The following is a 20,648-nucleotide window of genomic DNA, read 5'->3' as shown; positions in this document are numbered from 1 at the left end:
ACCGGCCGTGGGGCGCGGCGGCCCGGTGATCTTATTCGCCGGTGTAGGTGTCTACGCCGGTGATTTCCACCGAGATGTCGCGGCCGTTCGGCGCCTGATACGTGGTCTTCTCACCGATCTTTAGACCGATGATCGCGGCACCCAGCGGGCTGGACTCGCTGTAGACGTCGAGCTCCGAGTTTGCGGCGATCTCGCGGCTTCCCAGCAGGAAGCGCTCCTCGTCCCCGGCGATGATTGCCGAGATGACGGTGCCGGGCTCAACCACGCCGTTGGACTGCGGGGCTTCGCCCACGACGGCGTCGCGCAGCATCGCGGTCAGCGTGCGAATGCGCGCCTCCTGCTTGCCCTGCTCGTCCTTGGCGGCGTGGTAGCCGCCATTTTCCTTGAGGTCGCCCTCTTCGCGGGCGGCCTCGATACGCTTGGCAATTTCCTCACGACCGGTGGTGGAGAGTGCTTCCAACTCAGCGGCGAGCCGATCGAAGGTTTCCTGGGTCAGGAACGAGACCTGAGTGTCGTCAGCCATCGTGAACTCCTCAATACATAAAGGGGCGCCCCGACAGTGTCGAGGCGCCAAGAACCAACCCGCGATATGGCGGGTTTTGATTGAGCCTAGGGGAGCCCCAGACTAAACGCAAGCCGTGTGCGCGAACACGCGGCGATTATGACGCTTCGGGAATCCAGCAGTTCTTGACGATGCCGGTGGTGGCCAGCTGGGTCGTCTTCAGGTGCTGGGTGAACTGGCGAACCGGCACGGTTGCCGGGTCCAGTTCGATGATCTTCCAGCCCACCACGGTGAACTGCGGATCCAGGGCCTGGAGTGCACACTCGACCCGGGTGTTCTCGGGGGCGGTGACCTGGAAGGTGATCTGAACGTTGTGTTCGTCGATCACGATGTGTGCGGTATCGCGGGACTCCAGTGAGGCGCTCGGGCCGTCCAGCGCACCCCACACCACCCAGGCACCGAGCACCACGGCAAACGCGGCGGCGGCGATCACCAGGATGCGGCGGTCACGCTTTCCGGTGCGCTTGGTACGTCCATAGCGCTGATCCAGAGCACTCTCCGGAGCACTGGTGGCCTGGCCACTGGGAAGACTCATCAACTCACACCCGTTCAAAGCATTAGTACACTTGATTCTAGGCTAGTCGCTTCCGGACCCGTGTGTGATCCACCGACCGACGAACCGGCCATTTCAGCGGAGGAGAGAACAACCCGTGGCACCACGACTTCTGGCGGTACACGCCCACCCCGACGACGAGTCCAGCAAGGGATCGGCAACCCTCGCCTCCTACCGCCATCGCGGGTACGAGGTCATGGTGGTCTCCTGCACCGGGGGCGAACGCGGAGATATCCAGAACCCGTACATCGAGCGCAAGGCGCTGGGGGAGCGCGATCTTCCGGGTCTGCGCCGCCTGGAGATGGCCGAGGCCGCCTCGATCCTGGATATCCAGCACCGCTGGCTGGGCTACTACGACTCGGGGATGCCGAGCGAGGACGGCACGGTGCCTCCGGGCAGCTTTGCCTCCATCCCGCTGGAGATCTCGGCCGAGCCGCTGGTACGCCTGATCCGCGAGTATCGTCCGCACGTGATCACGACCTATGACGAAAACGGTGGGTATCCGCACCCGGACCACATCCGCACCAACCAGATCGCCGAGTACGCCTTCGAGGCCGCCGCCGACCCCACCCGCTATCCCGAAGCGGGCCCGGCCTGGCAGATCTCCAAGCTCTACTACGATCAGATCTTCAACCCCGCCCGGGTGCGCGCCAACCTGGCCGAGCTGCGCGCGGGATCCCCGGACCCCGACGAGCTTGCGGCCCTGGAGGAGCGGATGGCCTGGATCAGCGACCGTCCCGATCGCGCCACGACCCACGTCGAGGTGGGCGACTTCTTCGAGCGTCGCGATGCCGCCCTGCGCGCCCACGCCTGCCAGGTCCCGCCGGACTCGGGCTTTTTCTTCTGGGATAATGATTTACAGCGTCGCGCGTGGCCGTACGAGGACTTCGAGCTTGCTCGCAGCGTCGTCCCCACCACCATCCCCGAAAGCGACCTGTTCGCCGGAATTGAGGACCTCTCATGAGCCTGACATCGATCATCGTGAACCTGGCGACCACCCCCTCGCCGGTTCCCAGCCCCACGACCCCCGACGAGAACCTGGTAACCCCGGGTGTGGGCGGATTTGTTGTGGTGATTCTCATCATCCTGGTCGCGTTCCTGCTGATCTTCGACATGGTTCGTCGGGTCCGTCGGGTCAACTACCGCGCCGAGATCGTCGAGCGTCTGGAGGCCGAGAAGGCCGAGCTGGATGCGGCCGAGGAAGCCAAGCGGGCTGGCGCGATCCGCAGCATCCCGGACGCTCCGGAAGAACCCAAGAACTAGTAATAACCACAAAAGCCCGGTGATCTTCATCACCGGGCTTTTGTGGTTGTGGGGTATTACATCGGGGGCATCAGCACCGAGTCCACCAGGTACACGGTGGCGTTGGCGGTCTTGACGCCACCGCAGATGACCGAGGCGTCGCCGACCTTGAGGTCGTTACCCGAACCGGTCACGGTCAGGTCCTGACCCTCAACGGTCTTGTGGGTGCCGGCGATCTGGTCCGGGAGGATCTGGCCGGGAACCACGTGGTAGGTGAGGATCTTGGTCAGCAGATCGGAGTTGGTCTTCAGGGTGTCGATGGTTGCCGGATCGATCTTGGCAAACGCGTCATCCACCGGAGCGAAGACGGTGAACTCGGAACCGTTCAGGGTGTCCACCAGGTTCACGTTGGGGTTCAGCTTGCCCGAGACGGCGGCCACGAGGGTCTTCAGCAGCGGGTTGTTCGAGGCGGCGACGGCCACCGGGTCCTGAGCCATACCCACGATCGAACCGGCACCGTCCGGGACGGCCTTGGCGTAGGCGGCGCAGCCGGGGCCCACGAGGTTCTTGGTCAGTGCGGCATCGGGGCTGGTGGTTGCGGAGGGCTTCTCACTCGACGCCGAGTTGGAAGCGCTCGGGCTCGCCGAGGGCGAGGAGGCTGCGGAACAGCCGGTGAGCGCGAACAGGGACAGGGCTGCGAGAGTGGTCGCGGTGAAAAGCGCGTTACGGGTCTTCATGATCGTCTCCTGACGGTTGATGTGGTGCGAGGGGCTCCCGGTGCTGTCAGCGGCGGGAGATGTCAGGGGTTCGGAGCCCCTCCAGATTCGGATGGGAAAAAAGTCAAAAAACTTTTTGAGACCCGGATTCTCGCGGAAAACTGGGACATCCAATCCGTTTGAGGGTTGGTGCCGAACCACTGCCAGACGCTGCCCCATCCCCGGGGCACAGAAGGGGTGGGTGACATGCTCACATTGGCTTTGATCGGGGTGGTGGGAGGTCTCATCACCGGGATCTCCCCGTGCATCCTGCCGGTACTGCCGGTCATCTTTTTCTCCGGCGGCGCGCAGAGCGCCCGGAACCCCGACGGAACCGAGGGCGAAGCGGCCCCGGTTAAGGAAGCCTCACGCTGGCGTCCCTACCAGGTGGTGGCCGGACTGGTCCTGAGCTTCAGCATCTTTACCCTGCTGGGCTCGCTGATCCTGAACCTGCTCGGCCTCCCGCAGGACGTGCTGCGCTGGGCCGCACTGATCGTCCTGGTCCTGATCGGGCTGGGCCTCATTTTCGAACCGCTGCAGCACCTGCTGGAGCGTCCCTTCGCCCGCTTCCCGCAGCGAGCGATCAGCCCCAAGCGCCGCGGATTCGGACTGGGCCTCGCGCTCGGTGCCGTCTATGTTCCGTGTGCCGGGCCGATCCTCGCCGCCATCACCGTGGCGGGATCGACCGGGAAAATCGGCTGGGAAACGGTGGTTCTGACCGTATCCTTTGCGGTCGGTACCTCGATCCCGCTGCTCTTCTTCGCCCTGGCCGGCCGCCGCGTGGCCGAGCGGGTCAAGGCGTTCCGCACCCGGCAGAAGGCCATCCGGATCACCGGCGGTGTGCTGATGATCGCGCTGGCCATCGGCCTGGTCTTCAACGTGCCCCAGGCCCTGCAGCGCCTGATCCCCGACTACACCGCGGGGCTGCAGGACGGATTCAACAACTCCGAGCAGGTCAAGTCCCTGGACCTCGGCGGTCTGGTGACCGACGAAAACAAGGACCTGTCCAAGTGCTCAAACGGTTCCGATGTGCTGCAGAGCTGTGGCCCGGCCCCGGCGCTGCGCGGGATCGATCAGTGGTTCAACACCGCCGATGACAAGCCGATTGCGCTGAGCGATCTGCGCGGCAAGGTGGTACTGGTGGACTTCTGGGCCTACTCCTGCATCAACTGCCTGCGTTCGGTCCCGCACGTGAGTGCCTGGGCTAAGGCGTATCAGGATGCCGGACTCACGGTGATCGGCGTGCACTCCCCGGAGTATGCGTTCGAGAAGGTGCCGGAGAATGTGGCGGCGGCGATCAAGGAGCAGGGGATCACCTACCCGGTGGCCCTGGACAACCAGCTCTCCACCTGGACCGCGTACCGCAACCGCTACTGGCCGGCCCACTACCTGATCGACGCATCGGGTACCGTACGCCAGATTCAGTTTGGTGAGGGCGGCTATGCGACCACCGAGAAGCTGATCCGCGAACTGCTGACTCAGACCACTCCCGACGTGAAGCTCCCGGCGATGACCGAGACGGCCGACGACACCCCGAAGGCCGGTTCGACCACCCCGGAGACCTACCTGAGCCCCACCAAGATGGTGAACTTCGGCGGAACCGAACCGTACTCGATCGGGACCTCGACCTTCGCCTTCCCCGAGAAGCTTGCCAAGGACACGTTTGCGCTGGATGGGTCCTGGACCCTGACCAGCCAGGGCATCTCCAGTACCGAGGGATCGATCAAGCTGGCCTATACGGCGCAGCAGATCCGGATGGTGCTGGGCGGATCGGGCACGGTCACGGTGACCGATAAGAACGGGACAAAAACCATTCCGGTATCCGGGCCTCCGGGATCCTATGAGATCTTCTCCTCGAAGAAATCCGATACCGGAGAGCTCAAAGTCACGGTGGGAGCGGGAGTCGATGCGTACTCGTTTACGTTTGGATAGCCCGAACTCCCCGCCCTTTCGGACGCTCGGCTCGGAGCCACATTCGAGCGATACCGTTCCCGCGCAGACCCCGCCCCCGGCGGCGGGGTCTCGCCCCGGAATGGGAAATGTGACACCGATTCGATCGCGTGTCTCCCCGGAACGGGCCGATGTTTGGGAGACTAGCGACATGTCCCTCGAACATTCGGCCGCCGACCCCGCGTCGCTGCGTTCCTCCACAGACCGGGAATCCCTCCCGGATTCCACAGATATTGCGGTCAGGGCGCGCGGCTTCCTGCTCCGGGTGCAGGGTGGAGATCGGGAAGCATTCGCCTCCCTCTACGATCTCTTCGTGTCCCGGGTGCTGGGCCTAGTGCGGCACGTGCTCGTGGATCACGCCCAGGCGGAGGAGGTGACGCAGGAGGTGTTCCTGGAGGTGTGGCAGCGCGCATCCACGTTTGATCCCGAACGGGGCAGCGTGAGCGGCTGGCTGATGACCCTGGCGCATCGCCGGGCGATCGATCGGGTTCGCGCCTCCCAGGCCGGACGCAACCGGGATGAACGCATCGGCATCCGCGACCTCCCGATTCCGGTGGACGAGGTGGCCGAGACCGTGGAAACCCGGGTCGAGCACACGCGGGTCGAACGAGCCCTTGGGCACCTGAGCCCGCCGCAGCGCGAGGCGGTACTGCTCGCCTACTACGAGGGCTTCACCCAGACGGAGATCGCCGAGCGGCTGAAGATCCCCCTGGGAACCGTGAAAACACGAATTCGCGATGGCATGATCAAATTACGACAGATTTTAGGCGAGGAGGTGACAGCATGACCACCACAAACATGACCCCCGAGGAGCGCGAAAGCCTCGCGGCCGGCTTTGCGCTGGACGCGCTGGACGCCGAGGAAACTCGTGTCGCCCAGGCACTCCTGAATAGTGACCCGGCCTTTGCCGCCGAGGTGGCCTCATTCGATTCCGTGACCGATGGGCTGGCCGCACTGGTGGCTCCCGCGGTGCCCTCCGCCGCGCTGCGCGGAAGCATTCTGGATGCGATCCAGACGCTGCCGCAGCAGGGAGCGCAGGGCACCGAGGCAACCGTTGGTTCGGCGGTGCCGAGCGGAACCCCGACGGTGGCTTCTGTGGTAGCTTCGCCGGCTGCGGCTGCGGCTGCGGCTGAGTCCTCGGCCGACACCGCAGTATCAGGGTCCGCATCATCCGCGCCGGCCGATTCGGTGGCCCCCGTGGTCCCGTCGACCCGCACCGTCGAGTCCACCCCGGTGACCCGGGCCCGCGGGTCCAGGTTGCGAGGGGTTCGGCTGCTGACCGGTGTGCTCGCCGCGGTGCTGCTGGTTGTCGCCGGTGTGGGCCTCGGCCGCAGCGTGTTTGCCCCCACGGTCGCCCCCGAGGCCAGCGATCACACGCTCACCTCGCTGCTGGCCTCGGCCGATCTGCAGCGCTCCTCGACGCCGGTTACCGGCGGCGGCACCGCAACCGTGGTGTGGTCACCCGATCATGCCCGGGCCGCGATTGCGACCAGCGATCTGCCCGAGCTGGGCAAGGACCGGGTCCTGGAACTCTGGCTGATCGATGGTTCGGGTGCCCGCGCCGCCGGGACCTTCACACCCGGAGACTCGGGAGTCACCTGGACCCTGTTGGATGGCACACTCAAACCGGGAGACAGCGTCGGCATGACAGTCGAGCCCAAGGGCGGCTCAAAGGCGCCCACGACCGATCCGATTCTGGTGGTGGGTACCAGCACCAGCTAGCCCCGGTGGTCGCGCACTGGATGCCCCGGCGCTCACGCACATGCGTTCGTGAGTGTCGGGGCGTCGTTGCAAACGGGTCTAGCGTAGGAGGGTGACTGTTGCCTCCCCGCCCCGTGCCCCTCGTACCGCTCGTCCCTGGCTCATGCTGGGTGTCGGAGTGTATGCCCAGGCGGCCGGGACGGTGGTCGCCGCAGCCCCCGCCTTCTTCATCCCGTTCCTGCATACCCAGCGCGGATTGAGTCTCGCCGAGGCCGGGGCGCTCGCCGCGGCACCCAACGTTGGACTGGTCCTCACCCTGGTGCTCTGGGGTTGGATCGCCGACCGTCGCGGGGAACGCGGAGTCCTGGTAGCCGGGCTTCTGCTCACAACCCTCGCGGTGCTCGGTGCACTATTCGTCTCGGGCACCTCGACCGGATCACTCTGGATTCTCGGGGTACTCCTCGGCATCGCCGGGGCGGGCACGGGCTCGGTGAACGTCGCCAGCGGACGCGTCGTGGTCGGCTGGTTCCCGGCCAACCGTCGCGGACTCGCGATGGGGATCCGGCAAACCTGTCAGCCGCTGGGCATCGCCGCTGCCGCGCTGGCCATTCCCGCGCTGATCGCGGGTGGGTCACTCGCCCCCGCGCTCATCCTGTGTGCGGTGCTGGTCTTGATCGCGGCAATCGCCTGCGCCATCGTCATCGTGGACCCGCCCCGTCATCCGCTAACGCCGGGTACTACCGCGGCGCAGACCAACCCGTATCGCCGTTCGGGCACCCTGGCCCGCATCCACGCGGTCTCGGCCCTCCTGGTGGTTCCGCAGACGGCCCTGAGTACCTTCGGTCTGGTGTGGCTGATCGTGGATCAGGGATGGAGCGCCCTGGCCGCCGGTGCCCTGGTCGCCATCGCTCAGCTGCTCGGCGCCTTCGGTCGAATCGCGGTGGGTGTGCTCTCGGACCGGGTGGGCAGTCGGCTCCAGCCGCTGCGCTGGATCGCCCTGATCGGCGTGGCCACCCTGCTGCTCACCGCGGCGGCCGGTGCCGTGCACTGGCCCTGGGCGGTCGCGATCACCTATGTCCTGGCCAGCTGCATCGCCGTGGCCGACAACGGCCTGGCGTTTACCGCGGTCGCCGAAATCTCCGGAAGCCGCTGGGCCGGACGAGCCCTGGGCATCCAAAACTCCGGCCAGTTCGCGGCGACCGCCCTGGTGGGTCCGGCCGTGGGCGCGCTGATCACGGTGATCGGCTACAGTGGCGCGTTTGCCCTGCTCGCGCTCGCGCCCATCATCGCGCTGCCCATCCTGCCCGGTCGGGAGGCCGAAACGGCACATGAACCGGAGCCCCGTGGCTCAGCCGGTGGGGAACAGCCCGTGAGCTCAGACTCGTGATCCGGAACCTGTGAGCCGGCCCCCTACGCCCCGCTAATCGGGTGCAGGGCGAGGAGCAGGATTCCGGTCCAGTGGCAGAGGAAGGCCAGCACCGTGCACACGTGGAAGATTTCGTGGAAACCGAAGTGTCCGGGGAACGGGTTAGGGCGTTTGAGTGCATACGCCACCGCTCCCACCGAGTAGAGCAGGCCCCCCACGACCACCAGCACCATGCTGGCGAGGTTTGCCTGGATGATGTCACCCAGATACATCACCGCCGCCCAGCCCAAAGCCAGGTAGAGGAAGACGTAGAGCCAGCGCGGGGCACCGATCCAGAAGACGCGGAAGGCGATCCCGAGCAGCGCGGCCGACCACACCGAGATGAGCAGAATCATCCCCTGCGGATTCGGCAGCGCCAGCAGCGCGATGGGGGTGTAGGTGCCGGCGATCAGAAGGAAGATGTTGGCGTGGTCGATGCGCTTGAAGATCATCTTCGTGCGCGGCTTCCAGTTGATGCGGTGGTACAGCGCCGAGTTGCCAAACAGCAGCATCGAGGTGAGCATGAACACCGCCGACGCCCACTTCGCTACCGGTCCGTCGGCCAGCACGATGAGCACGATACCCGCGGCGATGGTCACCGGGAAGGTGCCCGCGTGAATCCATCCACGCCAGGTGGGCTTGACCTCCTCGGGAAGCACATCCGCCGCCTCGATCAGAGGAAGACCGTGGCGTTCATCATCCCCGGACACGCCCCCGCTCTCCGAGGAGTTGGCGGACGCTGAAAGGTCACGATCTGCTGGCATACTCCCAGACTACGCCAGCCAATATACGTCTGAACGGAAATGTGGACTACCGTAGGTCTGTGACGAATAGCGAACCTCGACCCGGACGTGGCCTCCTCTACGCGCTCTATCAAAAGATGCTGCGTCGAAACCTGGCTCCCGAGACGCTTCCGCACCACGTGGCCATGATTATTGATGGAAACCGACGCTGGGCGAAGCAGCTCGGGCTCGAGACCGTGGCGCACGGACACCGCGCGGGTGCCGCCAAGATGCAGGAATTTCTCGAGTGGTGCGACGATCTGGGAATCCGCACCGTCACCCTGTATCTGCTCTCGGCGGATAACCTCACCCAGCGTTCCTCGGAGGAACTGCGCGATCTGATCGTGATCATTGCCGACCTTGCCCGCGACCTCGCCGGCTATCGAGACTGGCGCGTTCAGCACGTTGGTGCGACCGCCGGTCTCCCCGAATCGCTGCGCACGGCCCTGCACGATGCCGAAGAGGCAACCAAGGACCGCTCCGGGCTGCACATCAACCTCGCGGTGGGCTACGGGGGACGCTCCGAGATCGTCGAGGCCATGCGCACCATTGTGCGGGACTATGAGGGCAGCAACGGCGGAACCATCAGCGGTCTTGCCGAGCTCCTCACCCCCGACCTGATCGGTGCCCACCTCTACACCGGCGGTCAGCCGGATCCCGACCTGGTGATTCGCACCTCGGGGGAGCAGCGGCTCAGCGACTTCATGCTGTGGCAGAGTGCACACAGCGAATTCTATTTTGTGGAGGCGCTGGGCCCGGACCTGCGCGAGGTCGACTTCCTCCGTGCCGTCCGAGACTTCTCACGCCGCCAGCGCCGATACGGCGGATAACGTCCGGGAGTACCTGGCGTTATTCGCCTCCGGCATAGTAGTCTCCGAGCACGGCATAACGGTTGCCGCAAACGCTTGGGAGGAGACAGAATGTCGGGAATCAGCGTGGTTGTGGGCGGTTTCGCACAGCGGGAATACCCGCCCTCGCGTGCCGAGGTCAGCGCCACCATCGAGGTTGAGGGGGCCGAGCGCACGGATGTCGTGGCGCGCGCATCCCGGCTCCATGCCGAGCTCACGGTGGCCGCACAGCAGCTGGCCGACCAGGGCGCGACGACCCGGTGGCACGCACAGTCGGTGGCGGTGGGAACCAGCCCGTTCTGGGGACCCGATGGGCAGCGTGGTGCGGATATTCAAAAGGCCAGCGCGGGTCTCACCCTGCGCTTTCAAGATTTCGCCGCGCTGACAGACTGGGTTACCCGGCTGGCCGCCGAACCCCTGGTGCGGGTGAGCGGGGTGGACTGGGACATTGCCGAGGCGGATCGCGCGGACCGGATCGCCGAGGTGCGTGCGGCCGCGGTGGCCGACGCAATCGCTCGCGCGGCCGTCTATGCGCGTGCGGCCGGCGCGGGAACGCCCGTCCTCGAGTCCCTGTACGAATCGGGGCTGCGTCCTGCTGGTGGTGCCTCCGACGGAGGCTTCCGTCCCAAGGGCCGCTCCTTTGCGATGGCCTCGGCCGATATGGCCGGCGGCGACAACGGGTTTGATCTGACTCCGCGCCCGTTTGTGGTGTCGGCGGAAATCACCGCGGACTTCCGCGCCTAGAACAAAACCCTTCCTCCACAACCTTCCGCTCTGATCCGGTTATCCACCGTTTCCACCCCGCGAGCCTTGAGCTGTCCGCCCGAGCATAGCGTGGGGTCATGCTCACCACATCGACCCCACGCCTCGCCAGTGCCCACTTCCCGGTCCCCTTTGTGCCACCGCATCCGGGCCCCTTTGACGTGCCCTTTCCCCTGACCATCGCCGAACCCATCGTGCCCGCGGCCAGCCTCGTTACCGCAGGCTCCGGTCCGATTCCCGTCATGCTGTGGCCCTGTCTACTCTGGCTGCTGCTGACTACCCCCGGACTGATCCGGCTCGATATGCGCGAGCGCAGGCTCCCCAACCGGCTGATTGTGCCGGCAGCACTCCTGCTGGTCGGGGGAGTGATTTTCGACGCCGTCTCCGTGGCTTCCGGCGGTCTTGGGCCCAATGATCTTGGACCCAGCATCGTTGGGTCCGTCGGCCGTGAGCCCAACGTCGTGGGGCCCGTGGGTGTTGTCGCAGCCTCGGCGCGAGACGGCCCGGTGGAGGCCTTCGCAAAGTTGATCCCCGCTCTCATTCTCGCGATCGTTTCGCTCACTCTGGCTGCCGTCGGGTTTTGGGGAGGAGGCGATGGCAAGCTCGCGGCGGTGTGTCTGGCCCTGCTGGCCCTGACCGCCGACCCCGTGGGCGCACTGAGCCTGTTTGCGCTGCTGTGCGGCCTCGCCACGATCGTCACCTCCTGCCACCACGCACTGAAACGGATTCGAAGGAGGCGAGGGGCATCACCCCCGATCGCTCCCGAGCACCCGGACACACCTTCCGGCGGGATTCTCACCCGCACGATTCCGCTCGGTCCGGTGTTACTGGGCGGGCTATGGGGCACCCTGCTGATCCTGGTTGTTACGGGGCTTCCGATGTAGGCCAGCGCGCGGGAGGCCGGCGCACAATAAAAGCCGCCTCGGGTGGGCACACGGTGCCCGCCCGAGGCGGCAGTGGCTGCTACTGCGAGAGGTTAGCCGGCGTGGGTCATTGAGAGCAGGTCGAGGGCGGCATCCAGCTGCTCCTCGGTGACCTCTCCGCGCTCCACGAACCCGAGGGCCACAACGGCTTCACGGACGGTGATGCCCGCGGCGACCGCGTGCTTCGCGATCTTGGCGGCGGCCTCGTAACCGATGATCTTGTTCAGCGGCGTCACGATCGAGGGCGACATACCCGCCAGGGCTGCGGCGCGCTCCACGTTGGCCTGGAGACCATCCACGGCCTTATCGGCCAGCACCGTCGAGGCGTTGGACAGCAGTCGAATCGACTCCAGAAGGGCGGTACCCATGATCGGAATCTGAACGTTCAGCTCGAAGCTGCCGGACGCGCCGCTGATCGCGATCGAGGCATCGTTACCGATGACGCGCGAGCACACCATCAGCACGGCCTCGGGGATCACCGGGTTGACCTTACCCGGCATGATCGAGGAGCCGGGCTGTAGGTCGGGGATGTGCAGCTCGCCCAGGCCGGTGTTCGGGCCCGAACCCATCCAGCGCAGGTCGTTACAGATCTTGGTGAGGCTCACGGCGATGGTGCGCAGCGCACCCGAGGCATCCACCAGACCGTCGCGGTTGGCCTGGGCCTCGAAGTGATCCAGGGCCTCGGTGATCGGCAGACCCGAGTCGGCGGCGAGGCGACGGATAACCTCCTGCGGGAAGCCCAGCGGGGTGTTGATGCCGGTGCCGACCGCGGTGCCACCGAGGGGCACCTCGGCCACGCGCGGCAGAGCCGACTGAACCCGCTCGATTCCCAGGCGGATCTGACGGGCGTACCCACCAAACTCCTGACCCAGGGTGACCGGGGTGGCGTCCATGAGGTGGGTGCGACCGGGCTTGACCGCGTCCTTCCACAGCTCGGCCTTCTTCTCCAGCGACACGGCCAGGTGCTCGAGGGCCGGCACCAGCTGCTCGATCAGGGCACCGGTCACGGCCACGTGCACCGAGGTCGGGAAGACATCGTTGGAGGACTGCGAGCAGTTCACGTGGTCGTTCGGGTGAACGGCGGAGCCCAGCGAGCGAGTAGCCAGGGTCGCCAGCACCTCGTTCATGTTCATGTTCGAGGAGGTTCCCGAGCCGGTCTGGTATACATCGATCGGGAACTGGTCGGCGTGCTGGCCGGCGATAATCTGATCGGCAGCGTCCTCGATTGCCGCGGCAATCTTGCCATCCAGCACACCCAGCGACGCATTCGCGGAGGCGGCAGCCTTCTTGATTCGGGCGAGGGCCACCACCTGGGCGGCTTCCAAACGCGAGCCCGAAATCGGGAAGTTCTCTACCGCGCGCTGAGTCTGCGCCCCATACAGGGCGGAGATCGGCACACGAACCTCACCCATGGTGTCGTGCTCGATGCGGTATTCGGCGGATGCGTTTTCAGACACGGTGTTCTGCTCTCCTCGAGGTGTGAACGCTACTCTGCGTTCGGGGTTTTGGTGCTTGTGGCACCCGTGGGATCCAGGTTACCCAATGTCACATCGGGAACCGCTGTGCCCTCCGTCAGACGGTAGTTGGCACCGACGACCGCGAGGGTTCCCTCGGCGACCGCACGATTAATCATCTCAGAACGAGTCAAGAGCTCGGCCACCGTGCTGCGCAGATGACTCTTTCCCACCTCGGCCGGGTCCGCGTGAGAGATCTCGGTTCCCGATACTCCCGCGACCTTGACCACCGAGGGCACAATCTGGCGGATCAGACCGGCAATGTTCGGCGGCAGCGTTTCGGCGTCGGGGGCACAGGAGGAAATCGCCGCCTGGACCGCACCACAGGCGTCGTGTCCGAGAACCACGATCAGCGGAACCTTCAGCACACCCACCGCGTATTCCAGCGATCCCAGCACCGAATCGGAGATGACCTGCCCGGCGTTACGCACCACAAACAGGTCGCCCAGACCCTTATCAAAAATAATCTCGGCGGACAGACGCGAGTCCGAGCAGCCAAACAGTGCGGCATCGGGGGTCTGCACACTTGCCAGCTGGTGACGGCGCTCCACATCCTGTCGGGGGTGCAGCGGCTCACCGCTCACAAAGCGTTCGTTACCGGCGACCATTTCGGCCCAAGCCTGGCCCGGAGTCATGGTGGACATTAGCGGTTTGCCTCCTTCTCGATGTCCGGAGTCAGCGCGGTCGCGAGGGTGGTGAACTCCTCGTTCGAGGCGGACCCGAACAGAACAAAGTACGAGCTTCCAGCCTGGGTAGCCAGGCCATAGTGCACGTTTCCAATCTTGTCATCCCGTGAATCACGGTTGTCGTATACGGTCCACTGGACCCCATCGATCGTGGTGGTGCCCGTGGGCACCGAGTTCTTCAACATCAGGGAGGTCCAGGAGTCGTTCGCGTTCAGGCCCTGAGCCATCCCGATGAACTTCTGATCCGGCGTGAGAAAACCAATCTCCCACGACTTCACCGAGGTCTTCGAGCGCACCTCGGCATAGTTCGCGCTCCAGGTTTTGGGGAGCTTCGGGCTGGCCAGGTGGGCCTCCTGAGACTCCTGTACCTGCCCGGCCACCACGGTGTAATCCACCGAGCGATCGGTGGGCTTATCGCTGCGCGGCACGATGATCACCATGACCGCGACCAGCGCGACGGTGGCCAGCAGCGAGTAAACCAGGTTGTTGACGGTCTTACGCATCCGATAGTTGCGCGACTGAGTGGCTTTGCGCTCGGCCGTCTCCTCGGGCGTTTCCGGGCGACCCAGCTCGGCAACAACCCGCGGCTCGGTGGACTTCTTTTTTGCCACGGTTAGAAGATCTCCTCGCCGGAAGCGGATACCTCGCCGGTGTGATCGGCGTTCGCGGTCGAGGCGGCACGGGCCGCATCCAGCCGGGCCTTGGCCCCGATCAGCCACTGCTCGCAGCGGGCGGCCAGCGCCTCACCGCGCTCCCACAGCTCAAGCGAGTGCTCGAGTGTTGCCGAACCCTGTTCGAGTTCAGACACCACCCGAACCAGCTCGTCACGGGCCTCTTCATAGCTCAGGGCGTCGATTTCGGGGTTGGAAGACATGCCGCCATCCTATCGCGTCCGCACCGACCTCCCGTTCCCCGGGTGGGGCGGGAAACGGGTGAACTCTCCCGCAATCATGCGGGTCCTCCCGCCGAGACACCGGCGGGCTAACGCTCGGTTTCTGTCGCGGTTGCGTGCAGCACACCCTCGGCGAGGGTGATCCGCAGATCGGTACCGGTGGGTGCCTGGGTGGTCTCGCGCAGTGCGGATCCGTCCGGGGTCTGCACGATCGCGTATCCGCGGCGCAGGGTTTGCTGCGGGGACAGGGTGCGCAGTCTCGCGGTGAGCTCGGCCAGTCCCGACTCCGCGCGCTCGATTCGGCGATCGATCATCTCGGCACCGCGCGCCACATAGCGGGTGACCTCCTCACTGCGGGAGGTCACGATCCACGCCCCGTCGGCCAGCGCCGGGCGGGTTCGGATCTGCTCCAGCCGGGAAATCTCGGTGTTGATCTGGTGCACCAGGCGGCCGGTCAGCCGCGAACGCGCCTCGGCGACCCCGGCAAGCTCCTCGCCCACATCGGGCACCACCCGCTTGGCCGCATCGGTGGGGGTGGAGGCTCGGAGGTCGGCAACATCATCAAGCAGCGGACGGTCGGCCTCGTGCCCGATCGCCGAGACGATCGGAGTGGTCGCGGCCGCGGCCGCCCGCACCACACGCTCGTCGCTGAATCCCAGGAGATTCTGGAAGTCGCCACCACCGCGGGCGACGATGATCACGTCCACCTCGGGGTCGGCATCCAGCGCCTCGATCGCCGCAACCACCTCGCCGACGGTGCGATCGCCCTGAACCGCGGCGTGACGCACCCGGAACTGCACGGCCGGCCAACGCAGCTGGGCATTGCGCAGCACGTCCTTCTCGGCGTCGGAGTCCTTGCCGGTGACCAGTCCGATCACGTTCGGGAGGAAGGGCAGTCGCTTCTTGCGGTCGGGAGCGAACAAACCCTCGGCGGTGAGGCTCGCACGCAGGCGTTCGAGTCGTTCAAGCAGATCACCCAGGCCCACATGGCGCATCTGCATCACCTGCATCGTCAGGCTGCCACCCTTGACCCAGAAGTTGGCCTTGATCAGCGCAACCACCCGGTCACCCTGCTTGAGATTCTCGGGCAGCTTCACTCGCACCGAGGACCAGATGGTGAAGGAAATGGTCGCGTCGGCGTTCAGATCCTTGAGCTTGCCATAGACGTTGCCGCCGGACTGTCCCCACTGGGTAATCTCGCCCTCAACCCACACCGTGCCGAGCCGGTCGATGTAGTCGCGAATCTTGTTCCCCAAGAGCGCAATCGGCCACGGATCCTCCGCAGTAGCGGGCTGTGCGGGCATAGAAACGGCCATCCGGCAATCCTCTCACTCGGAGTCCAGCGACTCGGCTTACAATTGGTGACGTGAGTAACACGACGATTAGCCTGCCGATGCCGAGGATCCCCGGTGCTTCAAGCCGACTCCAGGATAACCCGGTCGCCGGACCCAAACGTGTGCTGCTGGCCGCCCCGCGCGGCTACTGCGCCGGTGTTGACCGCGCCGTTATTGCGGTTGAGAAGGCGCTGAACCTCTACGGTGCGCCCGTCTACGTGCGTAAACAGATCGTGCACAACGTCCACGTGGTCTCCGAGCTTGAGGCTCAGGGAGCCATCTTTGTGGACGAGGTGGACGAGGTTCCCGAGGGTTCGCACATCGTGTTTTCCGCGCATGGCGTTTCCCCGGCCGTGGTGAATGCGGCGGCCGACCGTCAGCTGCAGGCCATCGACGCGACCTGCCCGCTGGTCACCAAGGTGCACCGCGAGGCCGTCCGGTTCGCGCGCGCGGATCAGGAGATCCTGCTGATCGGCCACGAGGGACACGAAGAGGTTGAGGGTACCGCCGGGCACGCCCCCGAGCGCACCACCATCGTGAACGGGCCGGAAGATGTGGACAAGATCACCGTCAAGGACCCCGACAATGTGGTGTGGCTCTCGCAGACCACCCTCAGCGTGGACGAGACCATGGAGACCGTGCGCCTGCTGCGCGAGCGCTTCCCGAACCTGAAGAACCCGCCCTCGGACGACATTTGCTACGCGACCCAGAACCGGCAGGTGGCGATCAAGAAGGTCGCCGTCGGTGCGGACCTGGTGATCGTGGTCGGTTCGGCCAACTCCTCCAACTCGGTTCGCCTGGTCGAGGTTGCCCTGGAATATGGCGCAAAGGCCGCCTACCGGGTCGATTATGCGAGCGAAATCAAGCAGGAGTGGCTGGATGGTGTGCAGACCGTGGGCGTGACCAGTGGTGCCTCGGTGCCCGAGGTCCTGGTGGATGAGGTCCTGCGGGACCTTGCCGGCGCCGGATACGGTGACGTCCAGGAGGTCAAGACCGCCGAGGAAGACCTCATGTTCTCCCTGCCCAAGGAGCTCCGCAAGGACCTCGAAGGCAACCGTGACGAGCGCGCCCTGGGTGGCCGTCGCTCCTCCTAAATTCCATTTGAGCTGTTCGAGAGGCAACGATGACCCCGCAACCCCGTTTTGGTGAATTCGCGACTCCCGAGGAGCAACGCGATCAGATGAACGGGCCCGACGCCGAGAAGGCGTCGGTCCCCGCCGTCGATCAGCCCCCACGCCGTCCGTCCTTTGGCGAGCGGGTTGAGGAGGGGGATGGTGACGCGGCTGCGAGCGCGCCTGCGGATCCGGAATCCGTCTCTGCGCCGAACGCATCCGATTCGGTTTCGTCGGTGTCGGCACCCGCAGTGCCCACCGCCCCCGCATCCTCCGCGCCGCGTTATGGCGAACGGGTGGCCGAGGGTGCGGCCCCGGCAGGCTCCGAGCATCCCGAGTCCGCCGCCGCAGACGGTTCGCCCACGCGTGCCGAGCCGCGTCGCCCCACGTACGGCGAGCGAGTGGATCCGGCGGATGCGCCGCAGCAGGCCCCCGCCTCACCCTCGGCTGCCCCCGCCGCAGGCGAGCGTGTGGCTGCCTCACAGCTACCGCCGCCCGAATATGGCGAGCGAGTGGCCGCATCCCAGCTACCGCCGCCCGAGTATGGCGAGCGTGTGACTGCGTCCCAGCTGCCGCCGCCCGAGTACGGTGAGCGCACCACGGACGCCCCAGTGTATGCGCAGGCATCCTCGACACCCGCCGCCCCCGCCGACGGTATTCCCCGCTACGCCGCGGGATCCTTCAGCGGCGTGACCGTGGGAAACCGGCCGGCCACCCAGACCTCGACCCCGGCGGATGCACGAGCCGGTTCGCAGGCCGGTAATGGTGTGAACCGTGCGGGCGCGCCGTCGGGTGGAGCGCCCAAGCGCCCCGCCGCCGGTCGCGCCAACGACGGGCTGCCCGTACAGGCCCCGCCGGACCGTTTCATCTCGCTGATCCTGCTGGCGTTTGGTGCATTCTCGATTCTGACCAGCGTCCCCGCGCTGCTCAACCTGCGCGAGGCGTTTGTTGAGTACTTCAAGGAGCTCGGCATCTCGGGTGACTCGCTGGGGCAGTCGATCAACGTATCGGGATGGGTGATGGCGGCGATCATGATCGCCGTGTGGTGCCTGTCGGCCTGGTGGACGATGCGCCGGATCCGGGCGGGTAAGTCCTCGTGGTGGATTCCGCTGCTCGGGGCCGTGGTCGCCCTCCTGGTGATGAGCATGATCCTGGCCCCGGTCATGGGTAACGATCCGGCCTTCCAGGAGTATGTGCGGCGGTTCCAGCCGTAGCGATTTTGACACATAAAAACCCCGGTGATGGAGAACATCACCGGGGTTTTGTGTGGGGCGAACCTAGATGGTCAGCGACTTACCGTGCGAACCGAGCTGACGGGTCGACTCGATGACGCGGGCGGCCATGGCGGTTTCGGCGATCTTGCCCCAGGCGCGGGGGTCGTAGACCTTCTTGTTTCCGACCTCACCGTCAACCTTGAGGAAGCTGTCGTAGTTGCGCAGTACGTTGTCGGCGATGGCGCGGCTGAACGCGTACTGGGTGTCGGTGTCGATGTTCATCTTGATGACACCGTTGGCGACGGCCTCGCTGATCTCGGCGTCGGTTGAACCCGATCCACCGTGGAAGACGAGGTCCAGCGGCTTGGCGGCGGTACCGTACTTGGCAGCCAGGCCCTCCTGGATTTCCTTGAGCAGACCCGGCTGCAGCTGCACGTTACCCGGCTTGTACACACCGTGCACGTTGCCGAAGGTCAGCGCGGCCATGTAGCGGCCCTGTTCGCCCAGGCCCAGCGCCTCGACGGTCTGGATGGCGTCTTCGAGGGTGGTGTACAGGTGCTCGTTGATGTCGTGGCTGACACCGTCCTCCTCGCCACCCACAACACCGATCTCTACCTCGAGGATGGCGTTGATGTTCTTGGTCTTCTTGATGATCTCCTTGGCGATCTCCAGGTTCTCACCCAGCGGCACGGCCGAGCCGTCCCACATGTGGGACTGGAAGATCGGGTTGCGACCGGCCTTGACCTCTTCTTCGGAGGCGGCGATCAGCGGGTACACAAAGTCGTCCAGTGCGTTCTTGGGGCAGTGGTCGGTGTGCAGGGCCACGGTGATCGGGTAGTTGTCGGCGATCGCGTGCACAAACTTGGCGAAGGCGAGGGCGCCGGAGGCACGGTTCTTCACGGTGTGGCCGGCGAAGTAGTCGGCACCACCGGTGGTGACCTGGATGATGCCGTCGGAGCCAGCCTCGGTGAGTCCCTGAAGCACTGCGTGAATGGTCTGCGATGACGACACGTTGAACGCCGGGAAAGCGAATGCGTTCTCCTTGGCGTTGTCAAGCATCCGTGCGTACTGCTCGGGGGTTGCGATAGGCATTACTTCTCCTTAAGGAATGTCTGCAGGGAACACTTCGAGTCTACCGACCGGGCTTCACGGATGTCTCGGTAAATCGTGCGGAAACGTCTGGAGTGCCGGATGTGGTGTCGGATGCGGACCGGCACCGGGGCTCGTTGGGTGCACGTCCGTGCGGATCGCTCCAATCGTCGGGCACAATTGAGGGTATGAGTGACTCTTCGACCGGGCCGCGCCCGGGGTCCGCCTTCTTCCGTCCCGCCGGTTCTCCGGCACCGCGTTCGGCCAAGCCGAAGCCCGCGAAGCCCGTGGGATGGCCCGGTGCCGAGGCCCTGCGCGGGTTGCGGTTGGCAACCGTTGCGGCGGCGACCGCGGCCGCGGATCATGTGGGATCTGGCGACCCGATTGCCGTGGACGGGGCCGCCGTGCACGCGCTGCGCGCCGAGCTGGACACGCTCGCGCTCTCCGGCGTGGTCATTGCCGGTGAGGGCGAGAAGGACGAGGCCCCGATGCTCGCGGCCGGGGAAACCTTTGGAACCGGGGGCTTGGCGGTGGAGATCGCCGTGGATCCGGTGGACGGGACCCGTCTGGCGGCGGCCGGCGAGCCCGGCGCGATGGTGGTGCTGGGTGTTGCCGAGCCCGGCTCGTTTGCGAACATCGGTCCGGCCTACTACCTGTCGAAGATTGTGGCGGGCGCGCGTGCGCCCGAAGTGAGTCTGGATGCGCCATTTGAGCAGACCCTCGCCGACGTCGCCGCCCACCGCGGTGTCCCGGTAGAGGAGCTGCACGTGGCGATTCAGGATCGCCCGCGTAACGCCGAGCTGATGCGGATCGCCCGCGAGGCCGGGGTGCGCTGCGATTTCTTTGAGCACGGTGAGGTCGAGCGATCGCTGCGGGTGTTGCAGCCGGATGCGGATCTGGACATGGTTGCCGGGATCGGCGGAGCCCCCGAGGGACTGGTGGTTGCCGCCGCGGTGCGTGCGCTGGGAGGTTCGATGCAGGCTCGGTTCGCGCCGCAGTCGCGGTCGGAGCGTACCCGGATCGAGGCCGCGGGCATCAACCTGGATGAGTTACTGAGTCTGGACCGGCTGTGTGGGGGACGGGCGGCGATTCTGGTGAGCGCGGTTACCGAGTGCCTGATTGTGCCCGGTTCGCCGCTGCGGGCGGCCGAGGGCCGTGGTCAGGATGCACGAATCTGGTCGTGGTCTGGAACCGAAATTCCCGCGTAAAACGTTCGATTCGTTAAGAACACAGCTTTTTAACAGCAGGATTGGCCCACACGCCGCGGCGTGTTTGTGGGCGCGGGGTTAGTGTGGAACGGTTCGCCTTGCCCAGATGTTGAGGA

The 20,648-nt window shown here is 65.7% G+C and carries 22 protein-coding genes; 12 read left to right on the top strand and 10 right to left on the bottom strand.

Annotated elements, in window-relative coordinates:
* Window positions 1-31: 31 nt before the first annotated feature.
* Together greA and D9V34_RS01195 are read right to left on the bottom strand one after the other, a co-directional pair.
* On the bottom strand, window positions 32-523 hold the full coding sequence (gene greA / locus D9V34_RS01200; protein ID WP_121687121.1) for a transcription elongation factor GreA: 492 nt from the start codon (window positions 521-523) through the stop codon (window positions 32-34).
* A gap of 136 nt (window positions 524-659) precedes the next feature.
* Window positions 660-1,097, bottom strand: coding sequence for a DUF4307 domain-containing protein (locus D9V34_RS01195; RefSeq protein WP_051701606.1), 438 nt, complete (start codon window positions 1,095-1,097; stop codon window positions 660-662).
* Between the two features lie 115 nt (window positions 1,098-1,212).
* Here D9V34_RS01195 and mca point away from each other — a divergent pair, with 115 nt between their 5' ends.
* Window positions 1,213-2,079, top strand: coding sequence for a mycothiol conjugate amidase Mca (gene mca / locus D9V34_RS01190; RefSeq protein WP_183091790.1), 867 nt, complete (start codon window positions 1,213-1,215; stop codon window positions 2,077-2,079).
* Window positions 2,076-2,378, top strand: a complete 303-nt coding sequence (locus D9V34_RS01185; RefSeq protein WP_183091789.1) for a hypothetical protein — start codon at window positions 2,076-2,078, stop codon at window positions 2,376-2,378. Before mca ends, D9V34_RS01185 begins: the two co-directional genes overlap by 4 nt.
* A gap of 56 nt (window positions 2,379-2,434) precedes the next feature.
* Here D9V34_RS01185 and D9V34_RS01180 read toward each other — a convergent pair whose 3' ends face one another.
* Window positions 2,435-3,094, bottom strand: coding sequence for a fasciclin domain-containing protein (locus D9V34_RS01180; RefSeq protein ID WP_121687308.1), 660 nt, complete (start codon window positions 3,092-3,094; stop codon window positions 2,435-2,437).
* Window positions 3,095-3,319: 225 nt separating this feature from the next.
* Between D9V34_RS01180 and D9V34_RS01175 the strand changes: the two genes are divergently transcribed.
* The 4 genes from D9V34_RS01175 (at window position 3,320) to D9V34_RS01160 (ending at window position 8,150) form a co-directional block, all read left to right on the top strand.
* Window positions 3,320-5,044, top strand: coding sequence for a cytochrome c biogenesis protein DipZ (locus D9V34_RS01175; protein WP_121687120.1), 1,725 nt, complete (start codon window positions 3,320-3,322; stop codon window positions 5,042-5,044).
* Between the two features lie 169 nt (window positions 5,045-5,213).
* The gene (sigK, locus tag D9V34_RS01170; RefSeq protein ID WP_081863893.1) at window positions 5,214-5,849 is read left to right on the top strand and encodes an ECF RNA polymerase sigma factor SigK; all 636 of its coding nucleotides are present in this window, start codon (window positions 5,214-5,216) and stop codon (window positions 5,847-5,849) included.
* Window positions 5,846-6,784, top strand: a complete 939-nt coding sequence (locus tag D9V34_RS01165) for an anti-sigma factor domain-containing protein (protein ID WP_121687119.1) — start codon at window positions 5,846-5,848, stop codon at window positions 6,782-6,784. Before sigK ends, D9V34_RS01165 begins: the two co-directional genes overlap by 4 nt.
* A gap of 91 nt (window positions 6,785-6,875) precedes the next feature.
* Window positions 6,876-8,150: an MFS transporter gene (locus D9V34_RS01160; RefSeq protein WP_245991804.1), complete on the top strand. Its 1,275-nt coding sequence runs from the start codon at window positions 6,876-6,878 to the stop codon at window positions 8,148-8,150.
* Between the two features lie 23 nt (window positions 8,151-8,173).
* On the opposite strand, the gene trhA is transcribed toward D9V34_RS01160, so the two are convergent.
* On the bottom strand, window positions 8,174-8,932 hold the full coding sequence (gene trhA / locus D9V34_RS01155) for a PAQR family membrane homeostasis protein TrhA (RefSeq protein ID WP_121687118.1): 759 nt from the start codon (window positions 8,930-8,932) through the stop codon (window positions 8,174-8,176).
* Window positions 8,933-8,991: 59 nt separating this feature from the next.
* Here trhA and D9V34_RS01150 point away from each other — a divergent pair, with 59 nt between their 5' ends.
* The 3 genes from D9V34_RS01150 to D9V34_RS01140 all read left to right on the top strand — a co-directional run bounded on the left by D9V34_RS01150 (window position 8,992) and on the right by D9V34_RS01140 (window position 11,444).
* The gene (locus D9V34_RS01150; protein ID WP_281272266.1) at window positions 8,992-9,780 is read left to right on the top strand and encodes an isoprenyl transferase; all 789 of its coding nucleotides are present in this window, start codon (window positions 8,992-8,994) and stop codon (window positions 9,778-9,780) included.
* Window positions 9,781-9,870: 90 nt separating this feature from the next.
* Window positions 9,871-10,542, top strand: a complete 672-nt coding sequence (locus D9V34_RS01145) for an SIMPL domain-containing protein (protein WP_121687116.1) — start codon at window positions 9,871-9,873, stop codon at window positions 10,540-10,542.
* A 98-nt stretch (window positions 10,543-10,640) separates the two neighbouring features.
* On the top strand, window positions 10,641-11,444 hold the full coding sequence (locus D9V34_RS01140) for a hypothetical protein (protein WP_121687115.1): 804 nt from the start codon (window positions 10,641-10,643) through the stop codon (window positions 11,442-11,444).
* A 92-nt stretch (window positions 11,445-11,536) separates the two neighbouring features.
* On the opposite strand, the gene D9V34_RS01135 is transcribed toward D9V34_RS01140, so the two are convergent.
* The 5 genes from D9V34_RS01135 to xseA form a co-directional block, all read right to left on the bottom strand.
* Window positions 11,537-12,940 carry a class II fumarate hydratase gene (locus D9V34_RS01135; RefSeq protein WP_121687114.1) on the bottom strand — a complete coding sequence of 468 codons (1,404 nt, stop codon included), beginning with the start codon at window positions 12,938-12,940 and terminating at the stop codon, window positions 11,537-11,539.
* A gap of 29 nt (window positions 12,941-12,969) precedes the next feature.
* Window positions 12,970-13,641, bottom strand: a complete 672-nt coding sequence (locus tag D9V34_RS01130; protein ID WP_030148453.1) for a carbonic anhydrase — start codon at window positions 13,639-13,641, stop codon at window positions 12,970-12,972.
* Window positions 13,641-14,294 (bottom strand): DUF4245 domain-containing protein, encoded by a 654-nt coding sequence (locus tag D9V34_RS01125; protein WP_121687113.1) that lies wholly within the window; start codon window positions 14,292-14,294, stop codon window positions 13,641-13,643. The genes D9V34_RS01130 and D9V34_RS01125 overlap by 1 nt, the downstream gene beginning before the upstream one ends.
* A 2-nt stretch (window positions 14,295-14,296) precedes the next feature.
* Window positions 14,297-14,557, bottom strand: a complete 261-nt coding sequence (locus D9V34_RS01120) for an exodeoxyribonuclease VII small subunit (RefSeq protein ID WP_121687112.1) — start codon at window positions 14,555-14,557, stop codon at window positions 14,297-14,299.
* Window positions 14,558-14,664: 107 nt separating this feature from the next.
* Window positions 14,665-15,891 (bottom strand): exodeoxyribonuclease VII large subunit, encoded by a 1,227-nt coding sequence (gene xseA, locus D9V34_RS01115; RefSeq protein ID WP_121687111.1) that lies wholly within the window; start codon window positions 15,889-15,891, stop codon window positions 14,665-14,667.
* Between the two features lie 77 nt (window positions 15,892-15,968).
* Here xseA and D9V34_RS01110 point away from each other — a divergent pair, with 77 nt between their 5' ends.
* The gene (locus tag D9V34_RS01110) at window positions 15,969-17,003 is read left to right on the top strand and encodes a 4-hydroxy-3-methylbut-2-enyl diphosphate reductase (RefSeq protein WP_121687110.1); all 1,035 of its coding nucleotides are present in this window, start codon (window positions 15,969-15,971) and stop codon (window positions 17,001-17,003) included.
* 29 nt (window positions 17,004-17,032) lie between these two features.
* Entirely contained in the window at window positions 17,033-18,235 is a 1,203-nt protein-coding gene (locus D9V34_RS01105; RefSeq protein ID WP_121687109.1) for a DUF6264 family protein, read from the top strand.
* 63 nt (window positions 18,236-18,298) lie between these two features.
* Here D9V34_RS01105 and fbaA read toward each other — a convergent pair whose 3' ends face one another.
* Window positions 18,299-19,327 carry a class II fructose-bisphosphate aldolase gene (gene fbaA / locus D9V34_RS01100; protein WP_121687108.1) on the bottom strand — a complete coding sequence of 343 codons (1,029 nt, stop codon included), beginning with the start codon at window positions 19,325-19,327 and terminating at the stop codon, window positions 18,299-18,301.
* 185 nt (window positions 19,328-19,512) lie between these two features.
* Between fbaA and D9V34_RS01095 the strand changes: the two genes are divergently transcribed.
* On the top strand, window positions 19,513-20,532 hold the full coding sequence (locus D9V34_RS01095; protein ID WP_121687107.1) for a fructose-bisphosphatase class II: 1,020 nt from the start codon (window positions 19,513-19,515) through the stop codon (window positions 20,530-20,532).
* Window positions 20,533-20,648: the final 116 nt, after the last annotated feature.

The sequence above is a fragment of the Mycetocola lacteus genome (assembly GCF_003667575.1).
In the GTDB taxonomy this organism is placed as follows: domain Bacteria; phylum Actinomycetota; class Actinomycetes; order Actinomycetales; family Microbacteriaceae; genus Mycetocola; species Mycetocola lacteus.
This window is presented reverse-complemented; position numbering and strand designations above follow the sequence as displayed.

What these genes read in the sequence shown, in the direction of transcription:
- greA (WP_121687121.1), bottom strand. Translation starts at nt 523, where the DNA reads ATGGCTGACGACACTCAGGTCTCGTTCCTGACCCAGGAAACCTTCGAT.
- D9V34_RS01195 (WP_051701606.1), bottom strand. Translation starts at nt 1,097, where the DNA reads ATGAGTCTTCCCAGTGGCCAGGCCACCAGTGCTCCGGAGAGTGCTCTG.
- D9V34_RS01185 (WP_183091789.1), top strand. Translation starts at nt 2,076, where the DNA reads ATGAGCCTGACATCGATCATCGTGAACCTGGCGACCACCCCCTCGCCG.
- D9V34_RS01180 (WP_121687308.1), bottom strand. Translation starts at nt 3,094, where the DNA reads ATGAAGACCCGTAACGCGCTTTTCACCGCGACCACTCTCGCAGCCCTG.
- D9V34_RS01175 (WP_121687120.1), top strand. Translation starts at nt 3,320, where the DNA reads ATGCTCACATTGGCTTTGATCGGGGTGGTGGGAGGTCTCATCACCGGG.
- sigK (WP_081863893.1), top strand. Translation starts at nt 5,214, where the DNA reads ATGTCCCTCGAACATTCGGCCGCCGACCCCGCGTCGCTGCGTTCCTCC.
- D9V34_RS01165 (WP_121687119.1), top strand. Translation starts at nt 5,846, where the DNA reads ATGACCACCACAAACATGACCCCCGAGGAGCGCGAAAGCCTCGCGGCC.
- trhA (WP_121687118.1), bottom strand. Translation starts at nt 8,932, where the DNA reads ATGCCAGCAGATCGTGACCTTTCAGCGTCCGCCAACTCCTCGGAGAGC.
- D9V34_RS01145 (WP_121687116.1), top strand. Translation starts at nt 9,871, where the DNA reads ATGTCGGGAATCAGCGTGGTTGTGGGCGGTTTCGCACAGCGGGAATAC.
- D9V34_RS01140 (WP_121687115.1), top strand. Translation starts at nt 10,641, where the DNA reads ATGCTCACCACATCGACCCCACGCCTCGCCAGTGCCCACTTCCCGGTC.
- D9V34_RS01130 (WP_030148453.1), bottom strand. Translation starts at nt 13,641, where the DNA reads ATGTCCACCATGACTCCGGGCCAGGCTTGGGCCGAAATGGTCGCCGGT.
- D9V34_RS01120 (WP_121687112.1), bottom strand. Translation starts at nt 14,557, where the DNA reads ATGTCTTCCAACCCCGAAATCGACGCCCTGAGCTATGAAGAGGCCCGT.
- xseA (WP_121687111.1), bottom strand. Translation starts at nt 15,891, where the DNA reads ATGGCCGTTTCTATGCCCGCACAGCCCGCTACTGCGGAGGATCCGTGG.
- D9V34_RS01110 (WP_121687110.1), top strand. Translation starts at nt 15,969, where the DNA reads ATGCCGAGGATCCCCGGTGCTTCAAGCCGACTCCAGGATAACCCGGTC.
- D9V34_RS01105 (WP_121687109.1), top strand. Translation starts at nt 17,033, where the DNA reads ATGACCCCGCAACCCCGTTTTGGTGAATTCGCGACTCCCGAGGAGCAA.
- fbaA (WP_121687108.1), bottom strand. Translation starts at nt 19,327, where the DNA reads ATGCCTATCGCAACCCCCGAGCAGTACGCACGGATGCTTGACAACGCC.
- D9V34_RS01095 (WP_121687107.1), top strand. Translation starts at nt 19,513, where the DNA reads ATGAGTGACTCTTCGACCGGGCCGCGCCCGGGGTCCGCCTTCTTCCGT.